This is a genomic window from Rothia koreensis (genome assembly GCF_004136575.1).
Taxonomy (GTDB): domain Bacteria; phylum Actinomycetota; class Actinomycetes; order Actinomycetales; family Micrococcaceae; genus Rothia; species Rothia koreensis.
The window spans coordinates 85,694-99,275 of sequence record NZ_NOIQ01000005.1 but is presented as its reverse complement, the minus strand read 5'-3'; the positions used below and the strand labels follow the sequence as shown (position 1 = coordinate 99,275).

Annotated in this window: 11 protein-coding genes; 8 read left to right on the top strand and 3 right to left on the bottom strand. The window is 67.0% G+C overall.

Translation table 11 applies throughout. The features are described 5' to 3' along the window. Nucleotides 1-90: 90 nt before the first annotated feature. Nucleotides 91-990: a LysR family transcriptional regulator gene (locus EWU68_RS06400; RefSeq protein WP_129315284.1), complete on the bottom strand. Its 900-nt coding sequence runs from the start codon at nt 988-990 to the stop codon at nt 91-93. Between the two features lie 149 nt (nt 991-1,139). On the opposite strand from EWU68_RS06400, the gene EWU68_RS06395 reads away from it, so the two are divergent. The 8 genes from EWU68_RS06395 to ald are packed head-to-tail and all read left to right on the top strand — an operon-like array spanning nt 1,140 to nt 11,087. Then, nucleotides 1,140-2,354 (top strand): M24 family metallopeptidase, encoded by a 1,215-nt coding sequence (locus EWU68_RS06395; RefSeq protein WP_156265507.1) that lies wholly within the window; start codon nt 1,140-1,142, stop codon nt 2,352-2,354. 2 nt (nt 2,355-2,356) lie between these two features. Next, nucleotides 2,357-3,586: an aminotransferase-like domain-containing protein gene (locus tag EWU68_RS06390; RefSeq protein WP_165162114.1), complete on the top strand. Its 1,230-nt coding sequence runs from the start codon at nt 2,357-2,359 to the stop codon at nt 3,584-3,586. Continuing rightward, on the top strand, nt 3,586-4,818 hold the full coding sequence (locus tag EWU68_RS06385) for a M20 family metallopeptidase (protein WP_129315282.1): 1,233 nt from the start codon (nt 3,586-3,588) through the stop codon (nt 4,816-4,818). The genes EWU68_RS06390 and EWU68_RS06385 overlap by 1 nt, the downstream gene beginning before the upstream one ends. 53 nt (nt 4,819-4,871) lie before the next feature. Beyond that, nucleotides 4,872-6,344, top strand: a complete 1,473-nt coding sequence (locus EWU68_RS06380; RefSeq protein ID WP_202976695.1) for an MFS transporter — start codon at nt 4,872-4,874, stop codon at nt 6,342-6,344. Between the two features lie 3 nt (nt 6,345-6,347). After that, nucleotides 6,348-7,103, top strand: coding sequence for an SDR family NAD(P)-dependent oxidoreductase (locus EWU68_RS06375; protein WP_129315281.1), 756 nt, complete (start codon nt 6,348-6,350; stop codon nt 7,101-7,103). 29 nt (nt 7,104-7,132) lie between these two features. Further along, nucleotides 7,133-8,437, top strand: coding sequence for an aminotransferase family protein (locus EWU68_RS06370; protein WP_129315280.1), 1,305 nt, complete (start codon nt 7,133-7,135; stop codon nt 8,435-8,437). Further along, a complete protein-coding gene (locus EWU68_RS06365; RefSeq protein ID WP_238692353.1) occupies nt 8,434-9,909 on the top strand; it encodes an NAD-dependent succinate-semialdehyde dehydrogenase in 1,476 nt (491 codons plus the stop codon). The genes EWU68_RS06370 and EWU68_RS06365 overlap by 4 nt, the downstream gene beginning before the upstream one ends. Before the next feature lie 32 nt (nt 9,910-9,941). Further along, nucleotides 9,942-11,087: an alanine dehydrogenase gene (gene ald / locus EWU68_RS06360; protein ID WP_129315279.1), complete on the top strand. Its 1,146-nt coding sequence runs from the start codon at nt 9,942-9,944 to the stop codon at nt 11,085-11,087. A gap of 352 nt (nt 11,088-11,439) precedes the next feature. On the opposite strand, the gene EWU68_RS06355 is transcribed toward ald, so the two are convergent. Beyond that, complete coding sequence (locus EWU68_RS06355; protein WP_129315278.1) at nt 11,440-12,090, bottom strand: hypothetical protein; 651 nt, start codon at nt 12,088-12,090, stop codon at nt 11,440-11,442. A gap of 79 nt (nt 12,091-12,169) precedes the next feature. Further along, nucleotides 12,170-13,519 carry a YjiH family protein gene (locus EWU68_RS06350; RefSeq protein WP_238692352.1) on the bottom strand — a complete coding sequence of 450 codons (1,350 nt, stop codon included), beginning with the start codon at nt 13,517-13,519 and terminating at the stop codon, nt 12,170-12,172. Nucleotides 13,520-13,582: the final 63 nt, after the last annotated feature.

Here is a 13,582-nt window from a genome sequence, read left to right as displayed (position 1 = left end):
GCACCGCACAGGATTGCCACCTCGGCGCCGGTACCGCACGAAACTGCCACCTCGGCGCCGGCACCGCACAAAACTGCCGCCTCGGCGCGCCTAGCCGGCCGTCACTCGCATCGTGTGCTCGACCAGGGCCTTTGTCGCCGGTTTGAGCTGGGCCCCGCGTCGGGTCAGCGCATGGACGTCCCGGTACAGCTCGGGGGAGTTGTCCGCGGACCATTCGATCGCGTGGGCCGGCCGCTCGATGGGGGTCAGGCCGTTGTCGAAGACCATGTCGGGCAGGAACGCGGCGGCCATGCCCGCGCGGACGAGGTCGTGGTGGAAGCGCAGGTCGGAGGATTCGTAACTGACCCGGGGTTCGAAGCCCGCGCGACGGCACGTGCTCAGGGCCCATTCCGCGGCCGTGCTCCCGGCGGGTTCGAGGACCCAGGGCACGTCCGCCAGGTCCTGGAGCGAGTCGACCGGCCACGGGGAGTAGGCGACTATGCGGTCCCGGAACAGGTGCACCGAATTCAACTCGGTCTCGACCGGCTGCGGACGGCCCGAGAACTCGTCCGTGATGGCGACGTCGATGCGCCGACCGACCAGGCTCGAAATCGCCGCCGTCGGCTCCTGGAGCGCGAACTCGACCGTGACCTGCGGATACGAAGCCTTCATCCGGTGCAGGATCTCAGCGAAGTACGAGACGGCGAAGGAGCCGAAGGACGCGAGCCGCACCGTTCCGTGGACGTCGCTGAGGGCGGCGTCGACATCGGCCTCCGCGCTCTCCAGGATGCCGACCACCTGGTCCGCCCTCCGGGCGAGTTTCTTGCCCATCGGGGTCAGGAGGGTTCGACGGCCGACCCGTTCGGTCAGGGGGATCCCGACTTCCCGCTCCAACAGTGCGAGTTGCTGGGACACGGCGGCGGGGCTGATCTCATGGGCGCGGGCGACGGCGGCCAGGCTCCCGCGGGAGTCCAGCTCGCGCAACAGGATCAGTCGTTGGACGTTCAGCACGGTCGGTCCTTATCGGGGAAAGGGGGATCTTTAACTACAACTTAACCCTATGGGCAAGTTGCCCCTTCTTCTTCCCCTTGTCAGCCACGCATAGCATCGATAGCACCACGAAGCGAGAGGTGGCTCACAGAGCTCGAGAGGAGGGGGAATTGTCCCGACAGAACGTGGACGGCACCAGGGAGGCCCCGTTTTCCGCGGAAGAGTTCGAAGCTCGTCGCCAGCGGGTCCGGGAACTGGCCGTCGCCGAGGGTCTCGATGCCCTCCTGGTCGCGGATCCGGCCAACATCTACTATCTGACCGGCTACGACGCCTGGTCCTTCTACACACCCCAGTTGCTGTTCGTCCCGGTCGACGGCGACCTTCGATTCTTCGCCCGCGAGATGGACGCCAACGGAGCCCACAGGACCATCACCCAGGTTCCCGGGGACCGGATCTTCGGGTATCCGGAAACCTACATCCACCAGGTCGATGTCCATCCCGGCGACTGGATTGCCGAGTCCCTGCGTGAATTGGGCTACGGCGGGGCCCTGCGCGTCGGGTATGAGGGCGACGCCGCCTTCTTCACCGTCCGCACGTACCGGTCCCTCGTGGACGGTCTGCCGAGCTGGAACCTCGTGGAGTCCCACAACCTCGTCAACTGGGCACGCCTCATCAAGTCCGACGCCGAGATCGCCTACATGCGACAGGCCGGACGGATCTGCGAGATTGCCATGAACACTGCCTTCGCCGGGCTCCGTCCCGGCCGCCCCCAGAACCAGGTCGCCGCCGATGTCATGGCGGCCCAGGCGAGGGGCGAAGGCGACGTGGACGGCGACTACGCATCGATCGTCCCCATGTTTCCCACCGGTGCCGGCGCCGATACCCCGCATCTGACGTGGGCGGATACGCCCACTCCTCGGGGGTTGCCGATCTCGGTCGAATTGGCGGGAGCCCACCGTCGGTACCACGCGCCGTTGGCCCGGACCGCCATCATCGGCAGTCCACAACCGGACCTCGAGCGCCTGGCCGGAGTCACGGACGAGGCATTGGAAGCGGCCCTTGAGGTCGTCCGCGAGGGGAGCACCAGCGACGACGTCGCCCGCGCATTCACCGCGGTGCTTGATCGGAACGGGTACTCCAAGAATTCCCGGTTGGGCTATTCGATCGGCGTCGGCTATCCGCCGGACTGGGGTGAACGGACCGTGAGCATCAGGGAGGGCGACACCACGGTTCTCCACACCAACATGACTTTCCATCTCATCGCCGGCATGTGGCTGACCGGCATGGGATACGAGGTCTCGGAATCCATCAGGGTCACGCCTACCGGATGCGAGACCTTCAGCAGCATTCCGCACGGCCTCATCAGACTCGACTCAGGGAGGTAACCATGACAACCCCAACCATCTCCACGACCCGCCTGGCCAGCAGAGCCAGCGAGCTCAAGGGGTCCGTGATCGATGCCTCGACGGCCCTCCTTGCCAGCCAGACCCATGACATCGTCCGTTTCGCGATGGGTGCGCCCAATGACGAACTGATCCCCACGGAAGACTTCGGGCGCATCCTCGGGACCGCAGCCGAGGGCCGCTTCGGCTACGGCGCGAGCGAGGGAGAAGCCGACCTGGTCGACCAGATCGTTCGCTACCAGGCCTCGCGCGGCATCGAGACGAGTCCCGAACGCATCGTCGTGACAACGGGCGGGATGCAGGGGCTCGACATCGCGTTCAAGATGCTCGTGGACCCGGGCGACGGCGTCATCGTGGAATGCCCCACGTACACCAACGGCATCGGTACGGCCCTGAGCTACCAGGCCTCCGTGATCGAGGCGCCGATGGATGAGAACGGGCTCGTGGTCGAAGCGTTGCCCGATCTGGTCGAGAACTTCGGGAAGACCCCCAAGGCCATTTACACGATCCCCAATTTCCAGAACCCGAGCGGGACCACGATGTCGCGGGAACGCCGCGAACTGCTCCTGGAACTCGCAGAGAAGTGGGACGCGTACATCGTCGACGACGACCCGTACGGCGCCCTTCGCTTCGAGGGCGACGAGGTCCCCGGGTTCCTGGAACTCAGCCCCGGAAATCCGAGGGTCATCCAGGTCCGCACGTTCTCCAAGACGCTGGCCCCGGGCCTGCGCGTGGGCTGGATGGAGCTCGACCCCTCCCTCCGGGACATCGCGGTCAACGCAAAACCGGCCATGGACACGTGCACCAGCGTTCCGATGCAGAAGGTCGTCTCGGACTACCTCGCGGAAGGGAAACTGGACGAACACATCGACTGGTTGCGTTCGATCTACCGGGAGCGCAAGGAAGCGATGACGCAGGCCCTCGCGGAGCGTTTCGGTGACGACATCCTGTCCACCGACCCCGACGGCGGTTTCTTCCTGTGGATCGATCTCCAGGGCAAATACTCCGGGATCGACACCGAAGAACTGTTCCCGCTCGCGCTGCGCCACGGCGTCGCGTACATCCCGGGGCCGGCCTTCACCGACTCGGGGAGCCAGCGCCATTCGTTGCGTCTGTGCTTCGCCACGTCCTCGCCCGAACGGATCCGCGAGGGTGTCGAGAGGCTCGGGACAGCATTGGACGAGTTCGCGGAGCAGCGGCGGGGGACTCTCTGATGACGTCGATCGACCTCGCCGCCACGGACACGCGGCGCGCGGAGAAGGTGACCGAAAGGATCGACGCCGAGAGCATCGTCGCGCTCGCGGAGGAACTGATTCGTGCCGGTGGCGAGAACCCCGGCGGCACGGAGGAGGCGACCGTCGTCTCCTTGTCCGGGGCGCTCGCGGCGATCGGGGCACGGATCGAGGTCGACGAGGTGGCTCCGGGCCGTTCGAACCTGACGGCCAGGCTCGGCGGAGACGGGACCGGGAACGGTGGCGTCCTCTTCCTCGGCCACAGTGACGTGGTCCCCGCAGGCGCCGGGTGGACCGCCGACCCGTTCGAACCGCGTCGGTGGGGAGACCGCCTCATCGGACGCGGGTCCTCCGACATGAAAGGCGGGCTGGCCTCCCTCGTGGTGGCCATGAACGCCGTCCACGCGGTCGCGCCCGAGGTCCCGATGACGCTGCTGGTCACGGTCGACGAAGAATGCGACGCCGCCGGGGCGCAGCACTACGTTGCCTCCGAACCGGCGGGGGAGTACACCGGCTGCGTGGCCGCCGAGCCCACGGGCATGCAGATCATCACGGCGTGCCGGGGAGCAACCAATCTCAGGCTCGAGATCACCGGCGCCAGCGCCCATGCCGGCAACCCGGACGACGGCGCGAGCGCGATCCTCGCCGCGAGCGACGTGATCGGCACGATCGAGGCCGACGACGTCGCCCTGCGGTCCCACCCGGATCCGGAACTCGGCCGGGCGTGCTGGAACGTGGGGTCGATCCGCGGCGGTCACGGAACCTCGATCGTTGCGGACCAGTGCGAGCTCGCGTTGGACCGCCGGACGCTGCCCGGAGAGGACCCCGCCACGATCCTGTCCGAGATCCTGGCCCAGTCCACGCGGGCCGTGCGCGGACGCAGCCGTGCGGGAGCGGAACGGATCTCCCTGACCGGTTCCATCGACATGATCATGCCGGGGTTCAGGACGGACCCCGAGGACGACTTCGTGGCCGGATGCCAGGACGCGGTGCGGCGTGCTGGTGGCAGCGGAGAGACCGGGGTATGGACGGCCGCGTGCGAGGGCGGCTTCGTCAACCGCGTCCACCAGATCCCCACGGTGGTTCTCGGCCCCGGCGACGTCAACAACCAAGCCCATCAACCCGACGAAAGCGTGGAGATACCTGAACTGCTGGAGGCGGCGAGAACCTACGCGCTGATAGCCCTCCGCTCATCGAAGTCCATGACCACCTGACCGACCCCCACTGAACGGGTGGACACCCACCCTTGCACCTTCGGGAGGACCCCATGTCCCAGAGCCCTGTCTACGAACCGCCCCCGATCACATCCGAGATCGACATGACGGTCGACGAGAAGAAGACGGCACGAAAGTCCGTCGCCGGCTCGGCCATCGGCAATGCCATCGAATGGTTCGACTACGGCATCTACGGCTACCTGCTCGTCTACATCTCGGACCTCTTCTTCACGTTCGACGACGACGGCGGCGCGCTCGCGCGCGTCATGGCCCTGGGCACCTTTGCCGTCTCCTTCCTCGTCCGGCCCCTGGGCGGACTCATCTTCGGTCCGCTGGGCGACAAGTTCGGACGTCAGAAGGTCTTGGTGCTCACCATCGCCCTGATCAGTACGTCCACGGCCTGCATCGGGTTGCTTCCGACCTACAACACGGTCGGTTTCCTGGCGCCGATCGCGCTGATCCTGCTGCGCGCGATCCAGGGTTTCTCGGCGGGCGGCGAATACGCCGGCGCGGCGGTTTTCATGGCCGAGCACGCTCCGGACAATCGCCGCGGGATCTACGGATGCTTCCTCGAATTCGGAACGCTGGTCGGGTACAGCGGTGCCGCCATCCTCTGCACCGTCCTGACCCTGATCGTCGGCGAGGACGGCATGATGGCAGGCTGGTGGAGGCTTCCCTTCGTCCTCACGATTCTCATGGGCATCCTTGCCCTGTGGATGCGGCGCCACCTGCACGACCCGGAGACGTTCACCGAGGACGTCGAGGAAGAGGTCGATCAGCCCTCGGCCCTCAGGGCCCTCGGGAACCTGTTGAAGACCTACCCGCTCCAGGTGCTCAAGCTCATCGGGTTCGTGACGCTGCTCAACATCGCGTTCTACCTCGTGCTGACCTACATGCCGAGCTACCTTTCCGCGACCCTCGGCCACAGCACAGCCCAGTCGAACTTCTCCCTGGTCATCATCCAGCTGGTCATGATCGCGGTGATCGTTCCCTTCGGCGCACTCAGCGACAAGATCGGGCGGCGGCCGATCCTCATCGTTGCCTCGGCCGGGTTCGTGCTGCTGTCGGTTCCGGCCATGATGCTGATTCAGGTCGATTCCTTCGTGACCCAGTTGCTCGGCATCGGGATCCTCGGGCTCTTCCTGGTCATGCTCATCTCCACGATCTCGGCGACGTTGCCTGCGCTGTTCCCGACCAAGGTCCGGTATTCCGGGTTCGCCGTCGGGTACAACATCTCGACCGCGATCTTCGGCGGCACGGCCGGCATGGTCAATGAGCTGCTGATCAACAAGACCGGCAACCCGTTGGTCCCGGGCTGGTACCTCGCGGCCGCGGGCGTCGTCGGGCTGATCGCGGTCCTCACCTTCCGGGAGACGGCGGGGCGGTCCCTGCGAGGGAACGTGGTTCCCGGCGCGGACGACGACCTGCGGATGGCCCGAGGAGAAGAACTGATCGGTGCCAAGACCGGTTCGACGCCGACGGTCGGCCGGACCGACGTCTCCGACGAGAACTCGACGAAAGGATAGACAGTGACGGAACAGCAACCAGTGGCCCTGGTGACCGGGGCGAACTCCGGCATCGGTGTGGAAATCGCCCGGCGCCTGGTCGACGACGGCTTCTTGGTGGTCCTCTCCGGTCGCAATGACGACCGGGGCCGGGCGGTGACCTCGGAGCTCGGCCAGAACGCCCGGTGGGTCAGGGCCGACCTGACCGATTCCGAGGACATCCAGCGGCTCGTGGACGAAACCGTGTCCACGGGTGGGCGCCTGGACGTCCTGGTCAACAACGCCGGCGTGGACCTCATCGGCTCGGTCCTGGATCTCCCGGAGGAGAAACTCCGCGAGAACTTCGAGATCAACGTCTTCGGGACCATTGCCGCGCTGCAGGCCGCTGGCCGTGTCATGCGGGACCAGGGCGACGGCGGGGCAATCATCAACATCACCTCGCGCTTGGCCCTGATCGGTGTTCCCACCATGAGCCTCTACAGCGCCGGCAAGGGCGCGATCCAGTCACTGACGACGGCGGCCGCCGTCGAGCTCGCACCCCACAACATTCGGGTCAACGCCGTGGCCCCGGGCATGGCACGGACCCCGCTGTACGACACGTGGGTCGCCGACCAGGACGACCCGGAGGCCACGGAGAAGGACGTCGCCGGAAAGATCCCGCTCGGACGGATCGCCGAGCCCTCGGACGTCGCGGCCGCCGTGTCCTACCTGGCCAGCCCCGGCGCAGCGTACGTCACCGGAACCACGATCCCGGTCGAGGGCGGATACATCTCGCAATGAACACCGTTGAGTCAGAAAGGACCACGATCATGACCACCACCATCGAGAACAACGCCTCGGAAGCCACGAACAAGGCTCCGGTCGACGGTCCCGCCCTGTGGCCTGCTCAGGCGCAGGCGCCGCAGGTCATCGGGCGGCAGCTCGTGATCGAAGGCGGCGAGGGGTCCTACATCGTCACGCGGGAGGGCCAACGGCTCTTCGACGGGACAGCAGGCTTGTGGCACGCCAATATCGGCCACTCCCGCCCCGAGCTGGCCCAGGCGGCCTACGACCAGATGATGAAGCTGGAGACGTACCACACCTTCGCCCGCTTCACGAACGACAAGGCGGATACCCTCGCGGAGAAACTGGCCGAGGTTTCCCCCATCCCCGCCCCCAAGATCATCCTGAACAGCGGCGGGTCGGACGCGATCGACGTCGCCTGCAAGCTCGCCCGGAGGCACTGGCAGCGCGAGGGGCGGTCCTCGAAGCAGATCATCCTGAGCCGCGAATTCGCGTACCACGGGCTGCACGCCTACGGCACGAGCATCGCCGGACTGGAGTTCAACCGTGAGGGGTACGGCACCGAGTCCTTGGTCCCGGAGACGGCCCGCATCTCGCTGGACGACCCCGAGCAGGTGCGTCGGGCGGTCGAGGAGATCGGCGCGGAGAACATCGCCGCCATCGTGACCGAGCCGGTTCAGGGGACCGGCGGCGTGAACCCGCCGTCGGAGGGGTACCTGGAAACGATTCAGGAACTCTGCCGCGACAACGACATCCTGTTGATCCTCGACGAGGTCATCACCGGCTTCGGGCGTCTCGGCACGATGTTCGCCACGGAACGCTACGGGCTCGAACCTGACCTGGTGACCTTCGCCAAGGGCGTGACCTCGGGCTATGCCCCGCTGGGCGGGATCTTCGTGAGCCCCCGCATCTGGGAGCCCTTCTACGAGGATTCCCCCGACACACCGATCTTCCGGCACGGTTCGACCTATGCGGGGCACGCCACCGCGTCCGCCGTTGCCATCAAGCACCTCGAGATCCTCCGGAACGAGAACCTGGTCCAGCGGGTGCACGACCTCGAGCCCACGTTCGGTGCGGCCCTGGATTCCCTGGCCGCCCGCAATGACGACGTCGTCGAGGTCAGGTACGCCGGACTGCTGGGCGGAGTGACCCTCCGCGAAGAGGTTTCCGCGGGCGCGGTCTGCGACCGCATGGTCGACAAGGGCTTCGTCTCGAGGCCGTTGCGCGGCAACACGCTCCAGGTCAGCCCGCCTTTCATCGTGACCGAACAAGAACTCGACGACTTCCTCGCCGCCATGGACGAGGCCATCCGTGAGGAGGCAGCATCGTGAACGCACGGACCAGCACCGCAACCGTGGCCCCACCCGACAGCGCCGGGATCGAGAGGGCGGACGACGTCGTTCGCGGCCTCGACCTGGGCGACACCGGGATTGCCGTCACGGACCCCGGGACGGGGGAGACGATTGCGCACGTCCCGGACGCGCACAGCACCGACATCACGCGAACCCTGGGCGCGGCCCACCGGGCCGGTGCCGATTGGGCGCGGACCACGCCTCGCGAAAGGTCGAACGTCCTGCACCGTTGGTGGGAACTGCTGAACGAGAACGCCGAGGAGATCGCGCTGCTGATCACCAGGGAAATGGGCAAGACCCTTCCCGAGGCCAGGGGCGAGGTCAAGTACGGCAACGACTTCGTCCGGTGGTATGCCGAGCAGGCCGTGCGCTCAGGCGGGAACTTCCAGGAGGCCCCGGACGGCGGGTCCCGTATCGTGACCCGGCGAAGCCCCGTGGGCCTGGCGGTCCTCATCACGCCGTGGAACTTCCCGTTGGCCATGGCGACCCGGAAGATCGCCCCCGCGCTCGCGGCCGGCTGCCCCGCGGTGATCAAACCGGCCACGGCGACCCCGCTGACGGCGTACTACGCCGTCCAGCTCGCCCACGAGGCCGGAGTCCCGGAGGACCTGGTCCAGGTGGTGACCACGTCGAGTTCGAGCATGTTCAGCGAGACCGCGCTCCGGGACGAGTACACGCGGAAGGTCTCCTTCACCGGGTCCACGGAGGTCGGACGGACCCTGCTGGGCCTGGCCTCCGAGCGGGTCCTGCGGACGTCCATGGAACTTGGCGGGAATGCCCCGCTGATCGTCTTCGACGACGCCGACGTGGAACGAGCCGCCGCCGGTGCCGCCGCGGCCAAGCTCCGCAACGGTGGTCAGTCCTGCATCGCGGCCAACCGGATGTACGTGCAGAGCGGGATCGCCGACGATTTCGTGTCCGCATACCGGGAGCAGATGGAGTCGGTCCGCATCGGCCACGGCCTCACCGAGGGCGTGGGAATCGGCGCCCTGATCAACGAGGCCGCCGTGCGGGACATGGCGGGATTGGTCGAGGGCGCCGTCGAGGACGGGGCCGAACTGCTGACCGGCGGTCACGCGCCCGAGGGCGCGGGCAACTACTTCGAGCCGACCGTGCTGGACCGTGTTCCACCGAAGGCACGCATCACGGGCACGGAGATCTTCGGCCCGATCGCGGCGATCCAGCGCTTCGACGACGAGGACGAAGCCATCGCCCGGGCCAACGATACGGAGTTCGGGCTGGCCGGGTACGTCTTCACGGAGAGTCTCGACCGAGCCTTCCGGGCGGCCGACCGCCTGGAAACCGGTTTGGTGGGGATCAACCAGGGTGTCCCGTCCAATGCCGCGGCCCCCTTCGGAGGCGTCAAGCAGTCGGGGCTCGGCAGAGAGGGCGGGGCCGAGGGCCTCGAGGAATACCAGAACATTCGCTTCTACAACATCGCGTCCCGCTAGGGAACACAGGCAATATCAGAAGGAGAGAAACCATGCGCATTTCGGTCGTCAAGGAGATCAAGCCGCAGGAAGAGCGGGTCGGCCTCACTCCCGCGAATGTGTCCGAACTGGTTCGGAGCGGCCACACCGTGTTCGTCGAGTCCGGGGCCGGTGTTTCGGCGGGGTTCGAGGACGCCGCCTACCAGGAAGTCGGCGCGACGATGACGGACCAGGACGGCGCCTGGGCCCAGGCCGAACTCCTGATCAAGGTCAAGGAGCCGATCGAGGCCGAATACCGTTACCTGCGCTCTGACCTGACGCTTTTCACCTACCTGCACCTGGCCGCGGACCGCGCCCTGACGGAGGCCCTGCTCGAGGCCGGCACTCTGTCCATCGCCTACGAAACGGTCCAGGACGAGACCGGTCTCCCGCTGCTCACCCCGATGAGTGAGATCGCGGGCCGGCTCGCGGTGCACGCCGCCGCGCGCCACCTCACCCGTGACGGGAACGGGCCGGGCAAGCTTCTGGGCGGAGCGCCCGGCGTGGCTCCGGGCCGCGTGGTGATCATCGGCGGCGGGGCCGTGGGTGCCAACGCGGCCCTGCTGGCCCTGGGCATGCAGGCCGAGGTCACGGTCCTTGACATGTCCCCGAAGCGGATCCGTGAACTCGAGAACATCCTGGACCGGCGCGCTCGCGTGCTGATGTCCAACCCGGTCACGGTCGAGGAAGAACTCAGAAACGCCGACGTCGTGATCGGCGCCGTGCTCGTTCCCGGTCGGGCGGCTCCGAAGGTCGTGACCAGGGATCAGCTGTCCTTGCTCAAGAAGGACGCTCTCCTGATCGACGTCGCCATCGACCAGGGTGGCGCCTTCGAGACCTCGCACGCGACGACGTACCACGACCCGATCTTCGAGGTCGACGGAATCCGGCACTACTGCGTGGCCAACATGCCCGGCACGGTCCCCGAGACCGCGACCAAGGCACTGACCAACGCGACCATGCCGTTCATCAAGTCGATCGCGAGCAACGGGGCGGAGTACGCGATCGTCTCGGATGCCGCCATCGCCAAGGGCGTCAACACCGCGAGCGGTCGGCTGGTGCAGCCGGGCGTCATGGCCGCATTCCCGGACCTGGCGAAGGAATCCCCTGACGCGTCGGGCGCGAACGGGACCCCGACGACGGCGGGCGCGCCGGCCTGACGCTGGTTGGGGCCGGGGCGGCGGGCTGGCTGGGGCGGGTGTGTCGTTGATGCTGGCTGGCGCAGCGGGCTGACTGTGGCAGTGGGCTGACTGGGGCAGATGCGGCGCCCGTGCACGACCACCCGTCGAGGTGGCAATGGCGTGCGGCTTCGGGGTGGTTCCTCGCTCGAGGTGGCAATGGCGTGCGGCTACTGGCTCGAGGTGGCAATGGTGTGCGGTTTGAGGGGTGTTTTCCGCACGAGACTGCCACTTCGGGCCCGCATCTGCACGAGACTGCCGCCTCGAGCCCGTCGCCGCCCCGCATCTGCACGAGACTGCCGCCTCGAGCCCGTCGGCCCCGCCCCGCCTGCTCTCAGGGAACCACGACGGTGCTGGTCAGCGAGGTCAGGCTCGGTTCCCGCGGCGTCGACCCGAATCCGAAGTCGGGGGCGGGGTCGACCGGCGTCATCGCCCCGAGGGTCCGCCCCGCCCAGGAACCGACCGAATCGCGTATCGCGTGCAGGTCGGTGGCCGCGTACCACTCGGTTCTCCCGTTGCCCGCGGTCCCCAGGGTCCGTACGCCGGGGAGGATCCACGGGGCCACGCGGTCGGTGACCCGGGCGAAGGCGAGGCTCGTCCCGAGTTTTCGAGGAATCCCGCGAAGGGCCCACCCGAGGGGACGCCGAGATCCGACGTCGAAGGTCCAGTCCAGAGGCCCCGCTCGAACCGACCACCGTGCGCCGGGGGACGCCCCCGGCGGACTGTCCCCAGCATCGACTCGTACCGGTGCGATGCGGATCCTGTCGAAGGTGTAGGTCGCCGAGACGAAGTCCGCGACCCACTGGTCGGGGGCGATCAGCTCGCGGGTGCCGTCGGGATGCGCGACCATGACGTCGGCGAAGGGGCCGTGCGGAGTTCTGGACCATGCCCCCAGAACCATGCGGGTCCCGCCGGCCGTTCCGACCCCGGCGATGTGCCCGGTAAAACGGTGCCGCCCCGCGGTCGGCTCGTGGTCCGCCGGCATGACATGCCCCCTCACAGTGGCAAACGGTGTTTCTCCCAGACTGACACAGGAACTGACACCGGAATCGTGGCAGGCGCCGTCACAGGAGCAGGTACGCGATCGGCGTCGTGATGACCAGCGAAATGACCACGCGCTCGAACCAGATCACGATCAGCTTCCAGAACTTGAGCGGGATTTCCGTGGCCAGGATGGACGGGACCATCGCGGAGAGGAAGATGATGCCGGACACCGAGACCACGGCGACCACGAAGCGGAGGATGATGCTCTCGTCGGCGCCTACCTGTGCCGAGGGAAGGAACATCTCCACCAGACCGACGCCCACGGCCTTGCCGGCCAGCAACGGTTCGGGCAGCCGGACCAGCCACGCGATCGGATAGAAGATCCAGGCGATCCAATCGAAGATCGGCGTGTGCTTGGCCAGTAGCAGTCCTATCAGACCGACCGACATGATGGACGGCAGGATCGATGCGGTCATCAGCACGCCGTCCTTGAAATTCGCCCAGATCACTCGCACCACGCCGGGGCCCTCGCGCAGGGTTCCGAGGGCCTGACCCAGAGCGACGCCGAAACGGTTGAGCGTGATCTTCTGCTCGGGTGTCGGCACCGATCCGGGGCAGTATTCGTCCGGTACGCGTGAGAGCGGGGGAATGCGGACCGTGATCGCCGTGACCACGAACGTCACCACGAAGGAGACGAAGAAATACATCAGCCAGTGGTCCATCAGGTCCAGGGCCTTGGCCACCACGACCATGAACGTCACGGACACGGTCGAGAACCCGACGGCGACAATCGCCGCCTCCCTGGCGGTGTATCCGCCGGATTTGTAGACGCGGTTGGTGATGAGAAGACCCAATGAGTAGGAGCCGACGAAGCTCGCGACGGCGTCGACCGCTGATCTGCCGGGCGTCCGCCAGATCGGCCTCATCACGGGGCGAACGAAGACGCCCACGAATTCCATGAGACCGAAACCGATGAGGAAACCGAGGAAGATCGCTCCGATCGGGACGATCAGGCCCACAGATTGCACGAGGGTCTTCCAGAGGAAGGGACCGATATCGGGGTCGGCGAGCCAGGCCGGCGGCCGGGTCACCATCAGCAGTGCCGCGATCAGGCCGACGACGTTGAGCAGCGAGAAGACGACCTTGGTGGGGGTCTGCTTCCAGCTGCCCGTGACGAAGGGCCGGGCGGCTCCGACCACGATCAGGGCCAGCATCAACCACGGGACCACAGGGCCGGCGTACTGCCGGACGAGCGTGACCAGGTGATCCAGGGGTATGGAGGATTTGCCGTCCATGGTTACCGGGACGAAGAACACCACCAAGCCGATCAGTGACAGCACGATCAGCTTGGCGGCGTCCTTCCACACCCCTGGTGTACCGACCGGGACCATGGCGGCGGTCTGCGCCTCCGCCCGTGTTCTTTCAGTCATCAGCGACCCCCTGAGAACTCACCAACAGTTGTCTATACAACGTTACACGAGCCACAGGTTGCT